The organism is Streptomyces sp. NPDC002958 (genome assembly GCF_055563255.1).
In genome coordinates this window covers 1-21,785 of record NZ_JBVHDS010000019.1, presented here as the reverse complement: position 1 = coordinate 21,785, position 21,785 = coordinate 1, and the positions used below count along the sequence as shown (strand labels likewise).

Annotated in this window: 20 protein-coding genes, 7 tRNA genes and 1 pseudogene; 11 read left to right on the top strand and 17 right to left on the bottom strand. The window is 70.0% G+C overall.

The window, feature by feature from the left end:
• Positions 1-23: 23 nt before the first annotated feature.
• The 3 genes from thrS to ACZ3IC_RS25945 form a co-directional block, all read right to left on the bottom strand.
• Positions 24-2,009 carry a threonine--tRNA ligase gene (gene thrS / locus ACZ3IC_RS25955; protein WP_467419741.1) on the bottom strand — a complete coding sequence of 662 codons (1,986 nt, stop codon included), beginning with the start codon at positions 2,007-2,009 and terminating at the stop codon, positions 24-26.
• A gap of 159 nt (positions 2,010-2,168) precedes the next feature.
• Positions 2,169-3,443 (bottom strand): hypothetical protein, encoded by a 1,275-nt coding sequence (locus tag ACZ3IC_RS25950; protein WP_467419740.1) that lies wholly within the window; start codon positions 3,441-3,443, stop codon positions 2,169-2,171.
• A complete protein-coding gene (locus tag ACZ3IC_RS25945; protein ID WP_467419739.1) occupies positions 3,443-4,009 on the bottom strand; it encodes a DUF4365 domain-containing protein in 567 nt (188 codons plus the stop codon). The genes ACZ3IC_RS25950 and ACZ3IC_RS25945 overlap by 1 nt, the downstream gene beginning before the upstream one ends.
• A gap of 192 nt (positions 4,010-4,201) precedes the next feature.
• On the opposite strand from ACZ3IC_RS25945, the gene ACZ3IC_RS25940 reads away from it, so the two are divergent.
• Positions 4,202-4,927: an exonuclease domain-containing protein gene (locus ACZ3IC_RS25940; RefSeq protein ID WP_467419738.1), complete on the top strand. Its 726-nt coding sequence runs from the start codon at positions 4,202-4,204 to the stop codon at positions 4,925-4,927.
• Positions 4,928-5,024: 97 nt separating this feature from the next.
• On the opposite strand, the gene ACZ3IC_RS25935 is transcribed toward ACZ3IC_RS25940, so the two are convergent.
• Together ACZ3IC_RS25935 and ACZ3IC_RS25930 are read right to left on the bottom strand one after the other, a co-directional pair.
• Positions 5,025-5,096: transfer RNA gene (locus ACZ3IC_RS25935), tRNA-Val, on the bottom strand.
• A gap of 39 nt (positions 5,097-5,135) precedes the next feature.
• Positions 5,136-5,582, bottom strand: a complete 447-nt coding sequence (locus ACZ3IC_RS25930; protein ID WP_467419736.1) for an SRPBCC family protein — start codon at positions 5,580-5,582, stop codon at positions 5,136-5,138.
• Between the two features lie 83 nt (positions 5,583-5,665).
• Here ACZ3IC_RS25930 and ACZ3IC_RS25925 point away from each other — a divergent pair, with 83 nt between their 5' ends.
• The gene (locus ACZ3IC_RS25925; protein WP_467419734.1) at positions 5,666-8,230 is read left to right on the top strand and encodes an SCO7613 C-terminal domain-containing membrane protein; all 2,565 of its coding nucleotides are present in this window, start codon (positions 5,666-5,668) and stop codon (positions 8,228-8,230) included.
• 438 nt (positions 8,231-8,668) lie between these two features.
• Here ACZ3IC_RS25925 and ACZ3IC_RS25920 read toward each other — a convergent pair.
• Positions 8,669-8,740: transfer RNA gene (locus ACZ3IC_RS25920), tRNA-Val, on the bottom strand.
• 54 nt (positions 8,741-8,794) lie between these two features.
• Positions 8,795-9,286, bottom strand: coding sequence for a TIGR02611 family protein (locus ACZ3IC_RS25915; protein WP_467419732.1), 492 nt, complete (start codon positions 9,284-9,286; stop codon positions 8,795-8,797).
• Positions 9,287-9,476: 190 nt separating this feature from the next.
• On the opposite strand from ACZ3IC_RS25915, the gene ACZ3IC_RS25910 reads away from it, so the two are divergent.
• Both ACZ3IC_RS25910 and ACZ3IC_RS25905 read left to right on the top strand, forming a co-directional pair.
• Positions 9,477-9,890, top strand: coding sequence for an SsgA family sporulation/cell division regulator (locus ACZ3IC_RS25910; protein WP_003959770.1), 414 nt, complete (start codon positions 9,477-9,479; stop codon positions 9,888-9,890).
• 353 nt (positions 9,891-10,243) lie between these two features.
• On the top strand, positions 10,244-10,831 hold the full coding sequence (locus tag ACZ3IC_RS25905; protein ID WP_467419730.1) for a CGNR zinc finger domain-containing protein: 588 nt from the start codon (positions 10,244-10,246) through the stop codon (positions 10,829-10,831).
• A gap of 4 nt (positions 10,832-10,835) precedes the next feature.
• Here the strand turns inward: ACZ3IC_RS25905 and ACZ3IC_RS25900 are convergent, their stop codons facing one another.
• The 3 genes from ACZ3IC_RS25900 to ACZ3IC_RS25890 all read right to left on the bottom strand — a co-directional run bounded on the left by ACZ3IC_RS25900 (position 10,836) and on the right by ACZ3IC_RS25890 (position 13,059).
• Entirely contained in the window at positions 10,836-10,991 is a 156-nt protein-coding gene (locus tag ACZ3IC_RS25900; RefSeq protein WP_467419728.1) for a hypothetical protein, read from the bottom strand.
• Between the two features lie 343 nt (positions 10,992-11,334).
• Positions 11,335-12,354, bottom strand: coding sequence for a LacI family DNA-binding transcriptional regulator (locus ACZ3IC_RS25895; RefSeq protein WP_467419883.1), 1,020 nt, complete (start codon positions 12,352-12,354; stop codon positions 11,335-11,337).
• Positions 12,355-12,603: 249 nt separating this feature from the next.
• Positions 12,604-13,059: a hypothetical protein gene (locus ACZ3IC_RS25890; protein WP_467419727.1), complete on the bottom strand. Its 456-nt coding sequence runs from the start codon at positions 13,057-13,059 to the stop codon at positions 12,604-12,606.
• Positions 13,060-13,261: 202 nt separating this feature from the next.
• On the opposite strand from ACZ3IC_RS25890, the gene ACZ3IC_RS25885 reads away from it, so the two are divergent.
• Complete coding sequence (locus ACZ3IC_RS25885; protein WP_467419724.1) at positions 13,262-13,774, top strand: DsbA family protein; 513 nt, start codon at positions 13,262-13,264, stop codon at positions 13,772-13,774.
• A 13-nt stretch (positions 13,775-13,787) separates the two neighbouring features.
• Here the strand turns inward: ACZ3IC_RS25885 and ACZ3IC_RS25880 are convergent, their stop codons facing one another.
• The 3 genes from ACZ3IC_RS25880 to ACZ3IC_RS25870 all read right to left on the bottom strand — a co-directional run bounded on the left by ACZ3IC_RS25880 (position 13,788) and on the right by ACZ3IC_RS25870 (position 16,555).
• Positions 13,788-14,636, bottom strand: coding sequence for a GNAT family N-acetyltransferase (locus tag ACZ3IC_RS25880; protein ID WP_467419723.1), 849 nt, complete (start codon positions 14,634-14,636; stop codon positions 13,788-13,790).
• Positions 14,637-14,699: 63 nt separating this feature from the next.
• Entirely contained in the window at positions 14,700-15,521 is an 822-nt protein-coding gene (locus ACZ3IC_RS25875; protein ID WP_467419721.1) for an aminotransferase class IV, read from the bottom strand.
• Positions 15,518-16,555, bottom strand: a complete 1,038-nt coding sequence (locus ACZ3IC_RS25870; RefSeq protein WP_467419881.1) for a chorismate-binding protein — start codon at positions 16,553-16,555, stop codon at positions 15,518-15,520. The genes ACZ3IC_RS25875 and ACZ3IC_RS25870 overlap by 4 nt, the downstream gene beginning before the upstream one ends.
• Before the next feature lie 163 nt (positions 16,556-16,718).
• Between ACZ3IC_RS25870 and ACZ3IC_RS25865 the strand changes: the two genes are divergently transcribed.
• The 5 genes from ACZ3IC_RS25865 (at position 16,719) to ACZ3IC_RS25845 (ending at position 17,164) form a co-directional block, all read left to right on the top strand.
• Positions 16,719-16,791, top strand: a tRNA-Gly gene (locus ACZ3IC_RS25865).
• A gap of 37 nt (positions 16,792-16,828) precedes the next feature.
• A tRNA-Cys gene (locus ACZ3IC_RS25860) sits at positions 16,829-16,902 on the top strand.
• A gap of 1 nt (position 16,903) precedes the next feature.
• Positions 16,904-16,975 (top strand) — tRNA-Val (locus tag ACZ3IC_RS25855).
• 19 nt (positions 16,976-16,994) lie between these two features.
• Positions 16,995-17,066 (top strand) — tRNA-Val (locus tag ACZ3IC_RS25850).
• Positions 17,067-17,089: 23 nt separating this feature from the next.
• Positions 17,090-17,164: transfer RNA gene (locus ACZ3IC_RS25845), tRNA-Val, on the top strand.
• A gap of 165 nt (positions 17,165-17,329) precedes the next feature.
• Here the strand turns inward: ACZ3IC_RS25845 and ACZ3IC_RS25840 are convergent.
• The 3 genes from ACZ3IC_RS25840 to ACZ3IC_RS25830 form a co-directional block, all read right to left on the bottom strand.
• Positions 17,330-17,602, bottom strand: a complete 273-nt coding sequence (locus tag ACZ3IC_RS25840; RefSeq protein ID WP_467419720.1) for a TFIIB-type zinc ribbon-containing protein — start codon at positions 17,600-17,602, stop codon at positions 17,330-17,332.
• A 68-nt stretch (positions 17,603-17,670) separates the two neighbouring features.
• Positions 17,671-18,642: a phosphotransferase gene (locus tag ACZ3IC_RS25835; RefSeq protein WP_467419717.1), complete on the bottom strand. Its 972-nt coding sequence runs from the start codon at positions 18,640-18,642 to the stop codon at positions 17,671-17,673.
• 216 nt (positions 18,643-18,858) lie between these two features.
• Positions 18,859-19,068, bottom strand: coding sequence for a hypothetical protein (locus ACZ3IC_RS25830; RefSeq protein WP_467419716.1), 210 nt, complete (start codon positions 19,066-19,068; stop codon positions 18,859-18,861).
• 580 nt (positions 19,069-19,648) lie between these two features.
• On the opposite strand from ACZ3IC_RS25830, the gene ACZ3IC_RS25825 reads away from it, so the two are divergent.
• Positions 19,649-21,001 carry a serine/threonine-protein kinase gene (locus ACZ3IC_RS25825; RefSeq protein ID WP_467419714.1) on the top strand — a complete coding sequence of 451 codons (1,353 nt, stop codon included), beginning with the start codon at positions 19,649-19,651 and terminating at the stop codon, positions 20,999-21,001.
• A gap of 4 nt (positions 21,002-21,005) precedes the next feature.
• Here ACZ3IC_RS25825 and ACZ3IC_RS25820 read toward each other — a convergent pair.
• A pseudogene (locus ACZ3IC_RS25820) lies at positions 21,006-21,425 on the bottom strand (TrmH family RNA methyltransferase); the annotation flags it as partial.
• Positions 21,426-21,785 lie beyond the last annotated feature (360 nt).

The window sequence follows — 21,785 nt, the reverse complement described above, 5'->3', positions numbered from 1 at the left end:
GGGGACCTCTCACTCCGTGCCCGTCAGACCTGGACGCGGTCCTCGACGGCCTTCTGGATCTTGGCGATGGCGTCCTCGACGGGAACGCCGTTCTCCTGCGAGCCGTCGCGGTAGCGGAAGGAGACGGCGCCGTTGGCCATGTCCTCGTCGCCCGCGATGATCATGAAGGGCACCTTGGCCTTCTGCTGGTTCCGGATCTTCTTCTGCATCCGGTCGGACGAGGCGTCCACCTCCACCCGCAGGCCCTTCTTCCGGGCCTTGGCCGCGAACTCCTGGAGGTACGGAATGTGCGCGTCACCGATCGGGATGCCGACCGCCTGGACCGGGGCCAGCCACACCGGGAACGCACCCGCGTAGTGCTCGAGGAGCACTGCGAAGAAACGCTCGATGGAGCCGAACAGGGCACGGTGGATCATGACCGGGCGCTGCTTGGTGCCGTCGGGGCCGGTGTACTCCAGGTCGAAGCGCTCCGGCAGGTTGAAGTCGAGCTGCACGGTCGACATCTGCCAGGTACGGCCGATGGCGTCCTTGCACTGCACCGAGATCTTCGGGCCGTAGAACGCGGCGCCGCCCGGGTCCGGAACCAGCGGCAGGCCCTGCTTCTCGGCGACCTGGCGCAGCGTCTCCGTGGCCTCTTCCCAGACCTCGTCGGAGCCGACGAACTTCTCCGGATCCTTGGTGGAGAGCTCCAGGTAGAAGTCGGTCAGACCGTAGTCCCGCAGCAGGTTCAGAACGAAGGTGAGCGTACGGTCGAGCTCCTCCGCCATCTGCTCCTTGGTGCAGTAGATGTGCGCGTCGTCCTGCGTGAAGCCGCGCGAGCGGGTCAGGCCGTGCACCACGCCTGACTTCTCGTACCGGTACACCGTGCCGAACTCGAAGAGACGCAGCGGCAGTTCACGGTACGAACGCCCGCGCGCATCGAAGATCAGGTTGTGCATCGGGCAGTTCATCGGCTTGAGGTAGTAGTCCACCCCGTCGTCGAGCTGCATGGGCGGGTACATGCCTTCGGCGTACCAGTCCAGGTGGCCGGACTTCTCGAAGAGCTTGCCCTTGGTGGCGTGCGGGGAGTAGACGAACTCGTAGCCCTCCTCCTCGTGACGCCGACGCGAGTAGTCCTCCATGGCACGGCGGATGATGCCGCCCTTGGGGTGGAAGACCGCGAGACCGGGGCCGATCTCGTCCGGGAAGGAGAAGAGGTCCAGCTCGTTGCCGAGCTTGCGGTGGTCGCGCTTGGCGGCCTCCTCCAGGAACTCCAGGTGCGCCTTGAGCTCGTCCTTGGTGGGCCACGCCGTGCCGTAGATGCGCTGCAGCATGGGGTTCTTCTCGCTGCCCCGCCAGTACGCGGCGGCGTTCCGCATCAGCTTGAACGCCGGGATGTTCCGGGTGGTGGGCAGGTGCGGGCCCCGGCAGAGGTCCTTCCAGCACAGGTCGCCGGTCTTCGGGTCGAGGTTGTCGTAGATGGTCAGCTCGCCGCCGCCCACCTCGACATCCGCGCCGTCGCCGGCGTTCTCGATGGAGTCGGAACCCTTGATGCCGATGAGCTCCAGCTTGTACGGCTCGTCGGCCAGCTCCTCGCGGGCGCCCTCGTCCGTCACGACCCGGCGGGAGAACTTCTGCCCCCGCTTCTGGATCTCCTGCATCTTCTTCTCGATGGCCTTGAGGTCCTCGGGAGTGAACGGCTTCTCGACGTCGAAGTCGTAGTAGAAACCGTCCTTGACCGGCGGACCGATACCCAGCTTGGCCTCGGGGAAGAGCTCCTGCACGGCCTGCGCCATGACGTGCGCGGTGGAGTGCCGCAGGATGTTCAGACCGTCCTCGGAGGAAATCTCGACGGGCTCGACGACCTCGCCGTCGGCGACGACGTACGCGAGGTCCTTCAGCTCACCGGCGACCCGGGCGGCGACAACGGTGCGCTCGCCGGGGAAGAGCTCGGCTGCCGTAGTGCCCGTCGTCACCACGCGCTCTTCCCGCTCGGAATCGCGTTGGATGATCACACGGACGTCTGACACCGGTCTCTCCTGACTCAGGGGGTACGCACGCATTCGTGGTGCGCGTGCGATACGAATCGTACCGAGCCGCGGGCCCCCTCTGCGAAACGGTTGGGCCGCGAAGGCCGGCGGGCTCGCCCGCGGCCCGCCTCGTACGCCCCTGTTCGCCGGTGCGTCCCCCTATTCGCCGGTACATGCCTCCTCGACATGGTCGACGTTCTCCTGGAGCGACTTCATCAGCCGGTCCCGTTCCGCCTCGTCGACCTGCACGGGCACCACGTGAGAGGTCCTGCTCAGCCGTCGGAAGCCGCCGCGGCTCTCCAGCCTGCCCTCCACTTGGATCGGCAGCCCCACCAGGTGGGCGTGGCCGGCGGTCCGGTACGCCTCCTCGTCCAGGTCCAGCCGTACGTGCGCTACCTCGGCGCCCGCCAGCACCCGCAGCCGTACGATTCCGGCGCCACGCGGTCCCGAGCGGCGCAACCGGACGACGGCGCCGGTGATCCGTACCGTCACGGCGGGTTCGTCCTGGAGGTAGCGGGCGCCCGCCCGGCGCAGGGCGGGCAGGTCGCCCGGTGAGAATTCCACCGGTTCGGGGCGAGCCGGACAGCCTTCGGGAATGCCGGCTGCAGGCGCCCACTCCAGGCCGATCCCAGCCCCTTCCGAACCCCGGACCAGCGCGATGACCGCCTCGGTGAGTTCCCGGCTGACCCCTGCCTCGACCGCGGTGTCGAAGGCTTCGAGGCCACCGGTGGCCCGCTGGTAGTCCACGGCCTCGCGGGTGGCGTGCAGGGCGTGGCAGAGCTGTACGGCGACGGCTCGGCCCGGTTCGACGGGGACGAACGCGGTGAGATCGCGGCCGCCGGGTGCGGGTCCGACCAGGATGCCTTCGAGGGCCGCCAGGGCCCTGCGGCGGTGGCGTGCGCCGTGGTAGCCGGTGCGTTGCCGCACGGCGAGGGCTCCGGCGAGCAGAATCTGCCGGGCGGCGGTGCGCAGCTGATCCGCCCCCGTCCAGCTGGCCACCCCCGCCGCTCCCGCGACCGGTTCGGGAGCCTCGCGCCACCAGCGGATCTCGTCGCTGGGTACGGCGAGGGAGACCAGGACGTCGCGGGCGGAGGGTGCGGCACTGCGGGCGAGCGCGATCAGCGCCTCACCGAGGAGGTCCTCGCTGTCGGGGAAGGCGGTCGTGTCGGGGACGAGGAGGCTCGTACCGCCGCCCGGGAGAGCCGGTGGTCCCGGTGGGGTCCAGCGGCTGAAGCGCCCGGCCGCCCCGCCGCGGCGGCGCCAGCCGTGCCGGTCGAGCAGGGCGCCGAGGACCGCGGGGTCGACACGGGCGGGGTCGGGGATGTCCCCGAGCGACTCGGGAGCGGTGGGCCACAGTCCCGTGACTTCGCCGGGGTGCGGGCGTGTGGCTGACGGGATCGCTTCGTTGACGGACTCGTCCATCGGCCGGTGCATCAGGGTCTCCCTCCCGCCCCTACGCGGGTCATGATCTCGCAGAGCGCCCGGTCGTCGAATATGCGCGAGGTCGGGATCCGCACGGTGGTCCTGTGCCGACCCGTCACGGCGTGGCCGGCCAGGTTGGTCCAGTAGCAGCAGTGCCGAAGGTCGAGCCGGTCGTGTCCGGCGCGCAGCCAGTCGTCCTGGCTGCGCGGCACGATCATCACAACCAGGATCTTGTGCACCGACACGGGGGTCCGGGCGAGCTTCACGAGGTGTGCGTTGTCGAGCGTGAAGGAGAACGTCGGCCCCTGCGGGTGCGGCGGGATCTGGTAGGTGCATTTGAGCTGGACCTTTATGGTCACTTCGTCGTCCACGGCATGACCGGGGGCAGCGTGGCTGACGTGCCAGTCGATGCCGTTGTCGGGGAAGGGCTGCGACAGGGAGCACCCCGCCGCGGCCGCGACCGCGTGCAAGTAGCCCACCTGGAAGGTCTCCATGCAGGCGGTGGTGGCGAGTGTGCCGCGCAGCGGTGCGGTCCGCTGGGACAGCAGCCCGCTCGGTTCGGGCTGCGCGAGCGCCATGGCTGCGTGTGCCTTCCGGGCTGTGCCGATCGATTCGTCGATGCAGGAATGACGGACGACTTCCGTTCCCGTCACCTGTGTTGTCACCGCACTGGGCGGCCCGCAAACGGCGTATCAGGCAAAGGGTGCGGGTATCACCGGACCGGGCAGGGGAATCGCACCATCTGCCGTTCGGGCACGAGGAGTTCGGGGATGACTCACTGGTATGAGGGGCCACTGGCCGCTTTTGACACCGAGACAACGGGAGTTGACGTCGAGGAGGACCGGATCGTTTCGGCCGCCCTGGTCGTCCAGGACACGGCAGGCGGGCGGGTGCGGGTCACCCGTTGGCTGGTGAATCCGGGGGTGCCGGTGCCCGTCGGGGCGACCGAGATCCACGGTCTGACCGACGATCACCTTCAGCGCAACGGTCGTTGGCCGGCGCCGGTGGTGGAGGAGATAGCCAGGGCGATGGCCGAGCAGTGCGCGGCCGGCCGCCCGCTCGTCGTGATGAACGCGCCGTTCGATCTGACGCTGCTGGACCGGGAGCTGAAGCGTCATCGCGCGTCGTCGCTCGCCGGGTATCTGCAGAACGCATCGCTGTGCGTGCTGGATCCGCGCGTGCTCGACAAGCATCTGGACCGTTACCGCAAGGGGCGGCGGACCCTCACCGATCTCTGCGAGTTGTACGGGGTGGTGCTGGACGGTGCTCATGACGCGGCGGCCGATGCGGCGGCCTCGCTGGAGCTGGTACGGGCGGTGGGGCGGCGGTTCTCGTCCCGTCTGGAGCGGCTGACCCCGCCGGAGCTGCACACCTTGCAGGCCGTGTGGCACGCGGCACAGGCGCGCGGCCTGCAGGCGTGGTTCGCGAAGAACGGCACGGCGGAGGCGGTGGATCCTGCATGGCCACTGCGCCCGGAGCTCCGCGCTGCGGCGTGATCGGCCGCGCGGGGCCGATGGACACGAAAGCGGCACTTGTGCCCGGACACGCAGAAACCGGTCCGTCGATTCTGCTGACGGACCGGCTTCTCCCGGGTGGGCGATACTGGGTTCGAACCAGTGACCTCTTCGGTGTGAACGAAGCGCTCTCCCACTGAGCTAATCGCCCGGGAACGGGTTGAACCATACAGGGCTCGGAGGGTCTGGTTCAAACTCCTTCCAGCCGCGCCGTGAGGCCCCGGCGTCCGGCACGCATCATCAGGGCGTGGTTGGCCCGGAACACGGCACGTCCCGGCACCGCGAGGAGCCGCATCAGCCGTCTGTGCACCTCGACCTCCTGCTCGTACGTGGCACGGCTGCCGGTGCCGTGCGCGGTGACCGTCCACCGGACCCAGCCGTCGAGGTCGCCGCTGAGGGTCGCCTCGATGATCCGGGCCCGGGGGTCGCGACGGCGTTCGCGGACGGTCATGACGAGGTCGTACGGGAGGAGGGAGCGGATACGGGTGGTGCCGGTGGTGTCGTCGACCGAGGTGACCTCGCGGATCTGCGGCCACCATCGCGGGTATTCGTCCGCGCGTTGGAGGATCTCGTACACGGCATCGGGTGGGCCGGGCAGGTCCCAGATACTCACAAATCGGTAGTGACTCCAGTCCATGGCCCCAGTCTGCGCGTACTCAGCCGGGTAACTGAGTATCCGAGCGCATGTCCGATCCTGTGGCTCGCGCCACACTCCCGTTCATGGAACATGTGCCGCCGCCCGCCGAGGAATTGGCGCTCCTCGATCGCGAGCTGGCCCGGTTGGACGCCCGCCGGTCCCAGTTGCTGGTTCGCCGTGCCTGGCTGCTGAGTGTGCTGACGCCGCCTGTCGCGCGCCCTGCCGCGCCGCCGTTCGCCGCTCCCTGCGGGCCGCCGCCGTCACCGACCCGGCCGTCGGCTCCGTTCGCGGCCCCGTTCGGGCCTCCTGCCGCGCCGGTCGGGCCGCGCGGTGCGCAGAATGTGCTGCTCACCCTGGGTGGTCTGCTGCTGGCGATCGCGGCGATCGCGTTCACCCTGGTCAGCTGGGGCCACCTGGGTATCGGTGGCCGCTCGGCGGTGCTCGGGGTGGTGACGGTCGCGGCGCTTACCGCTCCTGCCGTGCTGCTGCGTCGCGGGCTGTCCTCGACGGCCGAGTCGCTCGCCGCTCTGGCGTCGGTGCTGATGGTTCTGGATGCGTACGCGCTGCACCGGGTCGCGGTGCCGGAAGCCGACGGCCGCGGTTTCGCCGCGGTCGCCTCGGCGGTGCTGGCCCTGCTCTGGGGTACGTACGGGCTGCTGCTCGACCGGCTGCGGCTGCCCCTGCCCTTGGCGGTGATGACTGCGCAGCTGCCGCTGCTGCTGTGGGCGTGGGCGGCGGGCGCGGGAGCCACGGCGGTCGGTTGGGCGTTGCTGGTGACGGCAGCGCTGGACTGTGCGATCGCGGTGTGGGGCAAGGGTGTTGCGGTACGGGTGACGGCCTGCGTCGGTTGCTGGGCGACGGGTCTGATGGGGCTGCTGGTGGCATTGGCGCAGTCGGTGTCCGCCGACGCGGCGTCGGCTGCTGTGGCGCCGGGTGTGCTGTTGCTCACGGGTGCGGCGGTCGCGGTTTTCGGCGCGTGGCGTGCACCGGCGGGGCTCGCTGTGGCCGGTGGTGTGGTGGCCGGGTTGTGCGGGGTGGCCGCGGTGGGCGGTGTGCTGCGTGCCGGGGTGGCCTGGGGCTGGTCGGTGCCGGTGTATTTGCTGTGCGGTGTGGTGCTGCTGGTGGCGGCGGTGCGCGCTCCGCTGCCGCGTCCGGCCGGGCAGGGGCTGGTGTGGGCTTCGTCGGCGGTGACCGCGGGCGCGGTGCTGGCCGCGGTGCCGGCGGCCGGTCTGGCGCTGATGGGTGCGGTGTCGCAGCTGGCGCGGGTGTGGTCGGGGGCGCCGGACGGAGGTGTCCGGGAGGCGCTGGGCACGGGGGATCCGACGTGGTCCCGGATGGCCGCGGCCCCTGTGGTGCTGCTGGTGGTGGCCGGTCTGTCGGGGTTGATGTACCGGTCGTGGGCGTGGTCGGTGCGGGTGGCCGGGCCGGCGCCGGTGCCGGGTGCAGCGTGGCGGGGTGCGGCGGGGGCCGGTGCGGTGGGTCTGGGCTGGGCTGGGTTCACCGTGGTGCCCCCGGTACTGGGGATGTCGTACGCGGCGGCTCTGTCGGTGCAGTCGGTGCTGGTAGCCGGGGTGTTCGCGGTGGCAATACGGGGTCTGCGCCGTGGGATGGGTGGCGTGGGGCCGACTGCGCTGGTGTGCGGTCTGGTCGGTGCGGTGAGCGTGGGGATGCTGTCGCTCGCGGCGGAGGCTGCCACGTATGCGGTGTTCGCGGCGTTGCTGGTGGTGTTCGGGGTGGCTGCGGTGATGCTCGACGGTGCCGCGGTGTCGGCGGCTCGGGCCTTGCCTCCGCTGCCGTCCGTTCAGGCGGCGCGGGCGGTACGGGCGTTGCAGCTCGTGCAGGCGGTGCCGGCGTGCGGTGCGGTGGTGTGCGGGATGGTGCTGGCCCGTGCGGTCGGGGCGTCGCTGGGGCTTGCCGGGCATCAGGCGGCGCCGGTCATGCTGGTCGTCCCCGCGGTGACGGTGTTGCTCGGGGCGCGGCTGCGGGGTCGCCCCTCGGCTCTGCCGGTCGAGCTGGCCGGAGGCGTGGCGGGTGTGGTGGCGGTGGGCATGGCGGTGCCGGACCGACCGTTCCTGGCATTGGTGCTGGCCCTGTGCGGGGTGCTGGCAGCGGGTACGGCCCTGCGGGCCGAACGGCGACCGACGGCCGGGTATCTGGCGATGGCGCTGTTCGTCCTGGCGGCCTGGCTGCGACTGTCGGCGTCGGGGGTGTCGGCCCCGGAGGCGTACACGCTACCGGTGACGGTGCCCGCTCTGGCGATCGGTGTGTTGCGCCGGCGCCGTGATCCGGAGGCGTCGTCGTGGACGGCCTATGGGGCGGGCCTCGCGGCGACGCTGGTGCCGAGTCTCTGCGCAGCATGGGCCGATCCGCACTGGGTGCGACCGTTGCTGCTCGGTGTGGTGACACTCGTGATCACCCTGGCGGGGGCGCGGCTGCGGCTGCAGGCGCTGCTGCTGCTCGGTGGCATAGTGCTGGCCCTGGACGGGCTGCACGAGCTGGCGCCGTACGTGGTCCAGGTCGCCGGCGCACTGCCTCGCTGGGTGCCGCCCGCGCTGGCCGGCGTGCTGTTGCTGGCGGTCGGTGCGACGTACGAGCAGCGACTGCGCGACGCACGGCGGCTGAAGGACGTCCTGGGGCGGATGCGTTGAGGGTGTGCCGCACGCTCGGCCCGGGGCGCCCTCACGGGCCTCGGGCCAGCATGTGGCCATCAGGTCGCCGTCAAAGGCGTACCGGACAATGAAGCTGCCGCGGACGCAATCGCCCTTGGAGTCGGGCAGTACGCTTTTGCCGTCGCACTTGCGCAGAAATACAAGAGAGTTCCGGAAGACATCGGGAGCATTGTCCGCCGAGGCCCGGGTGTTGAACTCTTTCCAGAAATTCACGCCGTTCTGGAAGTGCGTCCCGGAAGGCGGTCCTTCGAGCCCGTCCCGACCTTGATATCCGGATGCTTCTTCTCCAGGAGCGGATCCTGGCAATACCTGCTGCCGTGGTCGATTGAATCGTTCATGAGGGCGCCGCGACAAGTGTGCGCGGGAAACGCAGAGGGCCCGCGAGACTCTGCGGTCTCATGGGCCCTCTGTACGGGGTGGGCGATACTGGGTTCGAACCAGTGACCTCTTCGGTGTGAACGAAGCGCTCTCCCACTGAGCTAATCGCCCGGGCGCAGGCCAAACATTACCCCATGTCAGCGGCACCCCATGACCATCCCCGAGTCACTCGTGGATCTTCCACGGCATGGTGATGCCGAACTTCCAGACGTAGATCCCCACCAGCACCGCGATGATCGCCAGACCGACCACGGTGAGGATGATGTTGCGTCGCCGGACCTTGGGGTCGAGCGCCCGCTGAGCAGCCTCGGTGACCTTCCGACGCGTCCAGCGCAGCACCAGCTGCGCCCAGACGAACTCGGTCGCCCAGATCGCCATGCCGCCGAAGATCACCAACCAGCCGGGGCCGGGCAGCAGCAGCATGATGCCGCCCGCCACGACCACCGCGAGGCCGACCACGAAGACCCCGACCTGCCAGCTCAGATGCAGCGCCTTGGACGCCTTGACGAACCCGGGCGCCCGGGAGCCGAGCTCCCGGCCCTCCTTCGTCACACCCTCCGTGACCTCTCCCGTCACGGTCTCCTTGACGTCCCTCGCGGCGGACACCGGTTTCGGCGGCACGGCGCCGTCGCCCCGCTCATCACGCTCCGCATTCATGGGAGCCAACCTACCGGAACGGTCTTCGTCACCGGAATGGCCGCATAACCCAAAGTCACACACCGCCGTACGAGCTACCTGAAGGAACACAAAAAGGTCAGAGGGGTTTACAACGCCACCGTAGGTGGCATGTCGATTTCGCCGACGTGCGAATCCCCGAGCGCACACTGAGCGAAAGGCCCTGGCGCTTATGAACACCACGGTCAGCTGCGAGCTGCACCTGCGCCTCGTTGTGTCGAGCGAGTCCTCACTGCCTGTACCAGCGGGCCTGCGGTATGACACGGCCGATCCTTATGCCGTGCACGCCACCTTCCACACCGGAGCGGAGGAAACGGTCGAGTGGGTTTTCGCCCGTGACCTCCTTGCCGAGGGGCTGCACCGGCCCACCGGCACCGGAGACGTCCGCGTCTGGCCATCCCGTAGTCACGGCCAGGGCGTCGTCTGCATCGCGCTGAGCTCCCCAGAGGGCGAAGCCCTGCTCGAAGCCCCGGCGAGGGCCCTGGAGTCGTTCCTGAAAAGGACCGACGCCGCGGTTCCACCAGGCACCGAGCATCGTCACTTCGACCTCGATACGGAGCTCTCACACATCCTGGCCGAGAGCTGAGCCAGGCCGAGAACTGCACGGCGCCGTCCGACTCGGGGAGACGGCGCCGCGCGGACAACCCCATACGGCTGACACCGGCGCCGTCATCACGGAATCCACCGTGGTGACGGCGTCGGCGCACGTCCCCCCGCGACCGTGCGTGTACATCCGCGCACCGGTACGCGCAGCGGGGGCCGTGAGCGCCCGCTCACGACCCGGGCAGGCGTCACCGGCCACGCAATGCCTACAGGTGGCCGGTAGGCGTTCCTCGCGCCCCTCATGGGCCGTCTCGGGCCTCTGTGCGCCGCCGCCGAGCCAGTAGAGTCAGCCGGCATCGGTGGGCGCCCGCCCGCCGGAGGCCAGGGAGCGAAAGCGTGCGGATCCCCCACGACACCCGGATCGCCCTCGACACGGTGGTCGATCTGCTGAACACCGCACCGGAGAGCGAACCGCCGGCGAGCGGGCAGCCGGAGTGCGAGCCGGTCGACGGTCTCGCCGACATCGAAGCGCTGTACGACTTCGCGCGGCGCCATCGCCTCAGCGGCGTGGGTGAGCTCCACGAGAAGGACCTGCGCGCCGTACAGGACGTACGGAGACACTTCGCCGCGATCTTCGCGACGGACGACGCGAAGATCGCCGCCTCGTTCGTCAACACCCTCGTCGCGGCCGCAGGCACCACACCGCAGCTCAGCAATCACGACGGCTACGACTGGCATGTGCACTACTTCGCACCGGACGCCTCGATCGCCGACCATCTCGCGGCCGACTGCGGCATGGCGCTGGCATTCATCGTGGTGGCGGGCGAGCAGGAACGGCTGCGGCGCTGCGAGGCGCCGGACTGTCGGCACGCCTTCGTCGACCTCTCCCGCAACCGCTCCCGTCGTTACTGTTCAAGCCGGACCTGCGGCAACCGTTTGCATGTGGCCGCATACCGGGCACGCCGCAAGGAAGCGGACGGCTGACCGTTCACAACATGAAGAGATCATGCACCGCGGCCATCAGCAGCAGACTGCCGATCACCGCGAGGAAGATCATCAGAGGGGGCTGGGAAAGCGCGAAGAGGCAGCCGCGCGGCTCTTCGGCAGGGGTTGCGGGGGCATCGCCCCGGGAGGTCTCCACCATCTCAGGACGATCATGACTCAGCCCGGGCCCTGTTGGCGATCAACACGCCTTTTCGCACCGGGAGTTCACCCGCCTCGGAGTCGAAAGCGATTCGCTCCGGCGTCCGATCGGCCGTCAGATTTTCGGTACGTCGACCTGTGAACGAAACGTCGTTGACATCGATGGTGCTCAACACCGCGCCGTGCATGCCGAATTCGAGGTCCAGCGGGTAGCGCCGCCGACTGGTCGCGGGTACGCCCACCAAGAGACGCCGAAGCCGCCCGGCACATCGGACTCCGGTCGACGGTCGTGGAGTTGGGTCAGGAACGGCGCGAGTGAGGCGGATGCGGGCAGGTCCGCGGGCTCAGCGTGGGGTCGCGCTGGAGGCGCGCACCACCAGCTCCGGCTGGAGCACCACGCTGCGGTGCTCGTGGGCGCCGTCCTCGTCGTCCGCCTCCTCCAGCAGGAGTTCGGCGGCCATGCGGCCCATCACTGCCGCGGGCTGGCGGACCGAGGTGAGCGGCACGGCAGCGGCGGCGGCGAATTCGATGTCGTCGTAGCCAATGATGGCGATGTCGTGCGGCACCCGCACGCCCGCCCCGTACAGCGCCTGCAGCACGCCGAGGGCGAGCAGGTCATTGGCACAGAACACCGCGGTCGGCCGGGGCACCAGACCGAGCAGCCGGGCCCCGGCATCGCGACCCGCCGCCACGTCCAGACGATCGGAGGGGATCTCGACGAGCGCCTCGGGCGGCAGTCCGGCATCGGCGAGGGCCGAGAGCGCGCCTTCGCGCCGGTCCCTGATCTGGTGGAGGTCGCCGGGGCCGCTGACATACGCCACCGAGCGGTGGCCGGCCGAGACCAGATGACCGACGGCAAGAGCACCACCGCGGACGTCGTCGACGGAGACCGCGCAGGTCCCCGTGCCGGAAGCCACCCGGTCCACCAGCACGAAGGGAATCCGGTGGCGACTGAACGCCTCCAGGTTGCGGCCGGTCGCATCGGCCGGGGTGACCAGGACGCCGCATACCCGCTGCTCGGCGAAGAGCCCGAGGTACTCGGCCTCCTCCGTCGGACTCTGGCCACTGTTGCAGACCATGACACCGAGACCGGCCGCGCGTGCAGCACGCTCGGCGCCACGGGCCACGTCGACGAAGAACGGGTTGCCCATGTCGAGGACGAGCAGTGCCATGATCCGGCTGCGGCCCGCCCTGAGCTGGCGAGCCGACTCACTACGCACGTACCCGAGCTCCTCGATGGCTGCGAGCACCCGGGCACGGGTCTCCGGCAGCACCGTCTCGGGCCGGTTGATCACGTTGGACACGGTGCCCACGGAGACTCCGGCCTGCCGGGCCACATCCTTGATCCCTGCCACACGCGCCACTTGCCCTGCCCCACTGATGCCCTCGGCCGCGCCGGTCCACGGCGTCACTCCATCGTACGGACGCCGTTGCGAGGTACTCCGTCGTCCCGGGCCGGCCCGCCGGGGATCACCCGCTGCAGAATGAAAATGAATTGTTTCAATCCGGTCGAACGCTGAACCTACTCCTCGTAACGCCGTCAAGAACGCTCCGTGAATCGATTCACTCGTCGATGCCATTATCGCTCCCCGAGGTAGCGAGCGAGGTGCGGGTCAGATGCCGTGCTTCTTCAGGATGGCCTCGATGTCGCTGAAGTCGTCGCCCGAGGAGGCAGACGGCTGCTCCTGCTTCGCCTTCGGGCGCGCCTGCGTCGCCGGGAGCCCGGAACCCGCGGAGGGTGCCGATGCCGCAGGAGCGATGGCCTCGTTCCGCGCCGCCCGCGCGACGGCACCGCCTTCCTTGCGGGTGCCGACACCGCGGCGTTCGACCGCACGCGTGGTCGTGAACAGCAGCCAGGCCACGGCCAGCAGCCCGAAGCCGATCCAGACGCTCGGCTTGAAGGCGATTCCGGCGGCCCACTCCACGACACCAGTCAGCACCAGGCCGATCGGCACCAGGGAGTAGGCGGCGATCCGGGCCGCACTGAGGAAGCGCTTCCGGTACGCGGTGACGGCGGCGATGCCCAGGCCCGCCGCGGACACCGCGGAGCAGATGGTCTCGGCAAGCATCGGAGCCTCCATGCGCAAGGGGGAACGTCCCCTCCATCCTGCACCGGTCACCGCCCGGGCGGCCACGATCCGGGACCGCATCAGGGACATTTCAGGGCCGGGGTCCTCCCCAGGTGCCGATCGGAAGCGGTCCGGTTGTACGGAGCCGGAGCGGATAGGGTGCCGGTTGGGACGCTCGCGCGGGCCCTGGGAGACTGGCCGCATGAGCGATTCCACCCCTGCAGCACCCGTCGTCCTCGACGTCTGGTGCGATCTCCAGTGTCCCGACTGTCACCAGGCCCTCTCCGATGTGCACGCCCTGCGGGCCAGGTACGGTGACCGCCTTGAGGTGCGGCTGCGGCACTTCCCGCTGGAGAAGAACCAGCACGCCTACGCCGCCGCGCAGGCCGCCGAGGAGGCAGCCGCCCAGGGCAAGGACTGGCCGTACATCGAGGCGGTGCTCGCCCGCACCGCCGACCTCGGCCGCACCGGCGAGCCGCTGCTGATCGATGTGGCGCGGGAACTCTGCCTGGACGCCGAGGAGATGGACACCGCCCTGATCGACGGACGCCACATGCTGATCGTCGACGCCGACCAGGCCGAGGGCAAGGCGATCGGGGTCACCGGCACGCCGACGTATGTGATCGGCAACGAGCGGCTGGACGGCGGCAAGAGCCAGGACGGGCTGCGCGAACGGATCGAGGAGATCGCCGACCGGCTGCTCACCGGGCTCTGAGCCGACCGAGCCGTTAAAGGGTCTTGGCCAGGTTGTACTGAGTCGTTCGGTAGCCGAGCGACTCGTACAGCCGCAGGGCTGGTGTGTTGGCGGCGAAGACGTGCAGTCCGAGGCGGTGAGCGCCCGCGGCCAAGGTGATGTCCTCCGCCTGCCGCATCAAAGCACGTCCGTAGCCGCGGCCCCGGTACTCCGCGCTCACCTCGACATCGAAGACGAATCCGGCCATTTCCCCTGAATTGTCTTCTGAATCGTCTTCGCGCACCGACACCCATACATGGCCGATGACCGCGCCCTCGTGAACGAGCACATGAAAATGCATGCCCTCCGTGTCGATGCCGTTCGGCAGGTTACGGGCATGGTCGGACCGGGACTTCTGTATGGCCTGCTCTGCCGGAACGCCTCGGTCGATCCAGGAATGCGCATAGGTATCGACGGCGGTGCGCTGCCACTGCGCGAACTCCTCGGCGCTCATCGGCCGGGCGACGACACCGTCCGGGGGCGCCGGAGCCGTCCGGTCGAGGTCCTTGAGCATGTTCCGGCTGCGCTCGGTGTAGCCGAGTGCGGCTGCCAGCCGCTGGGCTGCCACATTGCCGACAGGAACGGTCAGGCACACCTGGTTGCATCCCCAGCCGCGCAGCACCTCTTCGGCCGCCAGCACCGCGATGGTGCCGCGGCCGCGCCTGCGGCGGGATTCGTCGATGTGCAAAGAGCGGAGCACGCCCGCCTTCGCGCCGAACCCCGCGTCCGTGCCGATCTCGACGGCGCCGACGGGCCGCCCGTTATCGCACACGTCGTACGCGCGGCTCTTCGCACCATCGGCGCTTTGCTGGATCGGCCCGGTCGGCCGGAGGGTCGTGGTCATCGGAGACGTTCTATCCGCTGAGCCCCGGCCCGTCACCCGGTTTTACCGGTTCGAGGTGCGGTTCTACGGGTCGAGGTCGTTCCCGGCCCGCTCGTCGAAGATCCGCATGGCCTTGACAGTCACCGGGCCGGGCCCGCCGGGCAACTCCCGGCCGTCCACGCGGTGGACGGCCTGCACATCCCGCAGGGTGGAGGTCAGGAAGATCTCCTCGGCCCGCTCCAGGGCATCGAACGGCAGGTCGGTCTCCCGGGCGCCCGTCCATTCCACGGCCAGCGCGCGGGTGATCCCGGCTAGACAGCCGGAGGCGACCGGCGGGGTGTGCACCTGCCCGTCGAGGACGACGAAGACATTGGAACCAGTGCCTTCGCAGAGCCGTCCGACCGTGTTGGCGAAGAGCGCCTCCGACGCGCCGTGCTCATGGGCGCGGGCGAGGGCGACGACGTTCTCGGCGTACGAAGTGGTCTTGAGCCCGGCGAGCGCGCCGCGTTCATTGCGCGTCCAGGGGACGGTGATCACGGCGGTGGTGTCGGGGCGGCGCGCCGCCTCCCCGAGGGCGACGACGAGGCCGGGGCCGGCGTTGCCGCGGTCGGAGCCGAGCGGGGAGAGCCCGCCGGTATAGGTGATGCGCAGCCGGCCGAGCGCCATCGGATTGGCGTCGATGACAGCGGCGCAGGCGCGGCGCACCTCGTCGAGGTCGGGCTCGGGAAGGCCGAGACCGCGGGCCGAGCGGGTCAACCGGTCGAGGTGGCGGGTGAGGGCGAAAGGCCTGCCGTCGACGGTCTTGACCGTCTCGAAGATGCCGTCCCCCACGGTGAGCCCGTGGTCGAGCACGGATACCTGGGCGTCGTCGGCCTCCCGCAGTTCGCCGTTGACCCAAATCCTCATGACGCAATCCTTCCAGTCGCTTCGTAAGCGCCCGACGCTACAGCGAGCAGCCGGGAGGCCTTGAGTTCGGTCTCGTCCCATTCGCGTTCCGGGTCGGAGCCCCAGGTGATGCCGGCGCCGGTGCCGAAGCGGAGGACCGGGGTCGTCCCGGTCCGGTCGATCCAGAAGGTCCGTATGCCGACGGCCAGCGAGGCGGTGCGGCGGTCGGCGTCGACCCAGCCGATGCCGCCGCAGTAGGGCCCGCGCGGTGCGGTCTCCAGTTCCTCGATGATCCTGAGAGCGCTCGACTTGGGTGCACCGGTGACGGAGCCGGGCGGAAACGCGGCGCCGATGAGTTCGGGCCAGCCGACGCCCTCGGCGAGCTCTCCGCGCACGGTGGATACGAGGTGGACGAGGCCGGGGTGCTTCTCCACCACGCAGAGATCGGGGACCGTGACCGATCCGGTGGCGCAGACCCGGCCCAGGTCGTTGCGGACCAGGTCGACGATCATCACATTCTCGGCGTGGTCCTTCTCCAGGAGATCACCCTCGGTCCGTCCGGTGCCCTTGATCGGTCCTGACTCGACGGTCCGGTCGTCCCGCCTCAGGAAGAGTTCCGGGGACGCGGTGGCGATCTCCACGCCGTGCGCGGGCAGCCGAATCGTTCCTGCATAGGGGGCGGGGTTGCCGCGAGCGAGCAGCGCGGTCAGTGCGTCCACGTCCGCGGCGGCCGGGTCGGGCAGGCCCGCGGTCATCACCCGGCAGAGGTTGGCCTGGTAGACCTCGCCTGCCGCGATGTACTCGCGGATCCGCCGTACGCCCGCGGTGTACGCGGCACGGTCCAGGGACGAGTTCCAGTCACCGGCCGCGGGCCCGCGCCAGGCGCCGCGCACCGGGGCGGGCACCGCCTGGGTATGTACGGCGGCGAAGCGGGCGCAGACCAGGCGGCCCTCGAAATCGGCGGATACGGCCCAGAAGCCGGCCGAGTCGAGGGCTGCGGGATCACTGGTCACGTCCCGCAGATCAGACGCGACGAGGCCGCCGAAGCGGGCCATTGGAGCAAGGTCGTGCACGCCGTTGAGTCTAGGGCGGCACAGGATGACCTGCGCCGGGGCGAACGCACCTCAGCACGCTGCACAAACGCGTTTTTGTACTGGCCCGGGAATCCGCTAGAGTTCAACACGTCGCCGGGACGCGCAAGCGGGCCGGGAATGACAAGCGGACGTAGCTCAGTTGGTAGAGCGCAACCTTGCCAAGGTTGAGGTCGCCAGTTCGAACCTGGTCGTCCGCTCGCAAAAAGTGGGGGATCTTCCCGAACCCTCACTCCTGGTGGAGTGGCCGAGAGGCGAGGCAACGGCCTGCAAAGCCGTCTACACGGGTTCAAATCCCGTCTCCACCTCCAAGGACGATTAGCTCAGCGGGAGAGCGCTTCCCTGACACGGAAGAGGTCACTGGTTCAATCCCAGTATCGTCCACTGATCCGTAAGGATCCCCGCGCGATTAGCTCAGCGGGAGAGCGCTTCCCTGACACGGAAGAGGTCACTGGTTCAATCCCAGTATCGCGCACGCAGTACACGAAGGTTCACCCTGCGCGATTAGCTCAGCGGGAGAGCGCTTCCCTGACACGGAAGAGGTCACTGGTTCAATCCCAGTATCGCGCACCAGCAGAAGTCCCGGTCGTTCCGACGACCGGGACTTTGTCGTTTCCGCGGTGAGTAGCGGTGCTGTGGCAGGACGATGACCGGTACGCGGCGGGCGGCAAAACGCACCGCGGGCCCGGACGCAACGCGCCCGGGCCCGCGGTCAGGCGCTCACCGGGAGCATCCCGCTCAGGACGAGAAGAGCATGTGGCCGAAGCTCTTGTGCCGGTGATGACCGCCGTGGTGCTGCGGGGCGCCCCAGGCGGGCGCCGGGGCGGCCGGGTAGGCCTGCGGGGCGGGCGGCGCGGGCGGAGCCTGCTGCGTCCACTGCGCCTCGATACGGGTCAGGGACTCCAGCTCGCCGTAGTCGAGAAAGATCCCCCGGCAGCCGCTGCACTGTTCGATCTGTATGCCATTGCGGTTGTACGTCTGCATCTGTGCGTGACACTTGGGACACTGCATGGTTCGGCTCACTCCTCGCCGTCGGGTCGCCGTCGCCGGAATGCGTGCCCGCCGACGGTCGGTTCAGCCTACGACGATTGCTCGGCGGCCAACTCGGAAGGGAGAGAGGCAATTCGGGCACAGGCATCGATCATTGCCTGCTCCACCTCATCCGGAGTTCGGCCCTCCGCCGCAGACCTGGCACATGCCAGCGCTGCGGTCTGAATGGTCAGGGCCCTGGCCGGGACGTCCAGTTCGGGCCACGGGTCGCCATCGGCGCGTACGGCAGGTCCACCCGCTGCCCGGTAGGCGTCCAGGAAGCGGAGCCAGACTTCGGGGGACAGCAGTCCGGCCGCGTACCAGGCAGCGGGGCGGGCGAGGTCCCAGGCGGGGTCGCCGAGGCCGGCGTCGTCGACGTCGATGAGCAGCCAGGGGCCGTCCGGGACGGGGTGGCGAACGAGTTGGCCGAGGTGCAGATCGCCGTGGCAGAGAAAGCGTGAACGGTGTGGGGGCGCGGCGGCTTCGTCGCGGGCCCAGGCGGGGAGGCGGTGCCAGGCTTCGTGTACGGGGGTGGTGGCCGGGTCGCCGGGCCGGGCGGCGCGCATCCGGGCAACGGCGAGCGCGGCCTTGGCGGGGCCCCGCATGGGCGGGAGCGCCGGGGTGGGCGGGGGTGGGGTCCTGTGCAGCCTGGCCAGCAGAACGGCGGCCTCTTCCCAGGGGGCGGCGTCGGGGTCGCCCGGGTCGACGGGCTCGCCGTGGGGCCACAGGGTGACGGGGCGGCCGTGGAGGGCGGTGGAGGGCATGGAGGGCCGGGGCCGCAGGGGGGCGAGCAGGACGCCGGTCAGGCGGGGGTCGTTCGCGAGGGTCAGGCGGCTCAGCAGGTCGGGGGTGTCCGTGCCGGAGGCGTGGGCCTTGGCGACAACGCGCCCACTGCGGACCACCGTGCCGTCCGCGCGGTCCGCGAGCACCGCAGGTGGCGGGCAGGCGCAGGCGGCCTCGGGATGTGCGTGGGCGGCCCGGTGGGCAAGGGCGCCCAGCGCACGTACGAATGCGGTGGTCACGGTCTCCCCCGGTGGCGATCAGGTGCGGGCGGCCCGGTCCGTGCCGGGCCCGCCGTCGAGCGTACGCGCGCGCCGCGAAAAGGTCCCGAACAGCGCGATGTCCGGTCAGCTCCCCAGCTGACCGGACAAACGCTGCCGTCCGCCGCACCCCCGTCCCCACGGGGTTGTTGGCCGGATACCCCGGTCCGGACCGCTCTTCCGGACCCGGGGCGCCGCTCAGCGCCCCAGCATCACGCCCACGGACGACGCCTGTGTGACCACTGCGTCCCAGCCGCCGAAGACGACTACGAGCAGGGCCGCCAGAGGAAGAACCATCGCCGTCGCCACCAGCGGGTGGCGCGTTCCGGACGACGGGCGGCCGCCGAACGAGGCCTGGACCTTGCGTCCGCGCATGCGGATCATGGCCCGCGTTGCCGTGTCCGCCATGGTTCCTCTCCTGACTGGATGTGGAGCGGCAGGCGTGTGACCTCGGGGGACGAGTGCTGCGCCCGCCGCTTGACTTCAACATTAGGGAAGCGGAAGGCGTACGACGTCATGCCCGCGTATCGAATACCGGGCCTCCCGGAGGATGAGCCGCGGGTAGCCGATGTACTCCCCAGGGTGGAGATCGGGCGCCTGATCCCGGGGTCATCCCGGAGAGGTACCCGGAATGTTGTGCATCAGGTGGGACGGCCGTGACTTCACTCACTCGCCCGCGTCCCGGCTCCCGGCCGAGGGCCGTCGGTACGTCGCCCCGGTCGCCGCGGTCCCGTCCCCGCCGGGTCCGTGTCGCACACCCCACGGGACGCGTCCGTAGCCCTCATGCTTCCAACCCCTCGTCACCACAACCACTTTGAGATCTCGGCCCCGTTCGGTGCCGGACCGGCTCCGGCCCCACTCCCCGTCATGGGCCGTGCGGCGCACTGACAATCGATCGGCGGGCGAGGGCGCGGCCTCTGAGCACCCCGGGCGCCGGGTACGTAAGCTGTGCCTCGTCAGGCGTACCAGGCAGCGGGGATGGGCAGACATGGCGATGATGCGGCTCCGGCGCGAGGACCCGCGTGTCGTCGGCTCGTTCAGGCTGCACCGGCGGCTCGGGGCGGGCGGCATGGGTGTCGTCTATCTCGGTTCGGACCGGCGGGGTCAGCGTGTGGCGCTGAAGGTGATCCGTCCGGATCTGGCGGAGGATCAGGAGTTCCGCTCGCGATTCGCGCGCGAGGTGTCTGCGGCGCGGCGGATCCGCGGCGGATGTACGGCGCGTCTGGTGGCCGCCGATCTGGAGGCGGACCGTCCCTGGTTCGCGACGCAGTATGTCCCGGGGCCTTCGCTGCACGACAAGGTGGCCGAGGAGGGTCCGCTGTCGGCGGCCGAGGTGGCCTCTATCGGGGCGGCGCTCTCCGAGGGCCTGGTGGCGGTGCACGAGGCCGGTGTCGTCCACCGTGATCTGAAGCCGTCGAACATCCTCCTCTCTCCCAAGGGCCCCCGGATCATCGATTTCGGAATCGCCTGGGCGACCGGTGCCTCGACCCTCACCCATGTCGGCACGGCGGTGGGCTCGCCGGGATTCCTCGCTCCGGAGCAGGTGCGCGGCGCGGCGGTGACACCCGCGACGGACGTGTTCTCGCTCGGTGCCACGCTGGCATACGCGGCGATGGCCGACTCGCCTTTCGGGCACGGCAGTTCCGAGGTGATGCTGTACCGCGTGGTGCACGAGGAACCGCAGTTGTACGACGTGCACGACGCGCTCGCTCCGCTCGTGAGCGCCTGCCTGGCGAAGGACCCCGAGGAGCGGCCGAGCACGCTTCAACTGTCCATGCGGCTCAAGGAGATCGCAGCTCGTGAAGCGCAGGGCCTGCACGAGAGCCGTCCGCCCGTTCCACGTTCGGCACAGGGCCTGAACCGGCCGACCGGCCGTCTCGACGGCCCGTACACCGAGCAGCAGACCCGGCGTACGGCTCCTCCGGCACCCCGTCAGCAGAGCCAGAAGCAGAAGCAACCGCGGAGCGGTCGGCAGGCCACGTCGTCGCGGGCCGGGTCGTCCCGTGCCGGTGGTTCGCGCTCTCAGCAGCATCAGCCGCCGCGCAGCACAACACGGTCCGGCAGGCGCCCGCAGGGTACGAACGGGACGAATGGCCGACCGGGCACGCGACCCGGGGCCCGTAAGACCTTGGCGGGGCGGCGTCCGGCCAATCCGCGGCTGCTGCGGCAGCGGCTCGTCGTCTTCGTCGTGGTGACGCTGCTGGTGGCGCTGGGTATCGCGGCGGCACAGGGATGCCAGGGGCCGCCCCGTGGGCTGGGCGCGAGCCAGAGCGAGACGCAGGGACGGACGCTTGGCCAGACGCAGGACCAGGACCAGAGCCGGAGCCCGCAGCTCAGGTAGCCGGTCAGTTCTGCGGGCGGCCTGACGCCACCGCGTAGAACGCGACCGCGGCGGCCGCTCCCACGTTCAGCGAGTCGACGCCGTGCGCCATCGGGATGCGGACCCATTCGTCGGCGGCGACCAGGGCCTGGGTGGACAGTCCGTCGCCCTCGGCGCCGAGCATCAGCGCCACCTTGTCCATCCGGTGCGGGGCCGCCTCGTCGATGCTGCTGGCCTTTTCGTCCGGGGTCAGCGCAAGGAGTTCGAAGCCCGCTTCCCGTACGGTCTCCAGGGCCTTGGGCCAGGTGTCGAGTCGGGCGTAGGGGACGGAGAAGACCGCACCCATCGAGACCTTGACGGAGCGCCGGTAGAGCGGATCGGCACAGTCAGGGGAGAGCAGCACGGCGTCCATGCCGAGGGCTGCGGCGCTGCGGAAGATCGCCCCACCTATCTTCGCTTTGATTCTACAATCGTGCCCAAACCAGATTGGGGCCGCTGTGGGAGTGCCAGAGACTTTCCGAGCTAACGACCTGGGGATGAATAGTCCCGGTGTTGGTGGGGCCGTGACGTGAGAAGGGCCGCACGGGTTGGGTGAGTTGTGACGCTTACCTGGGCCCGTGCGGCCTGCTCCCATCCTGCCCTGTCCGGGGTCTCTCGCGCACATCTCGGCAAGTGCTCGAAGAGTTGTCGCCGCGTTGGTGGGCCCGGCGTGAGTCGGCGCTCGACCGGCAGCGGGGCTACGAACGGCGCCGGGCGGAGGGGGCCGGGCGCAAGCCGAAGCTGGAGTTCGTCGACCGGCTGCTGG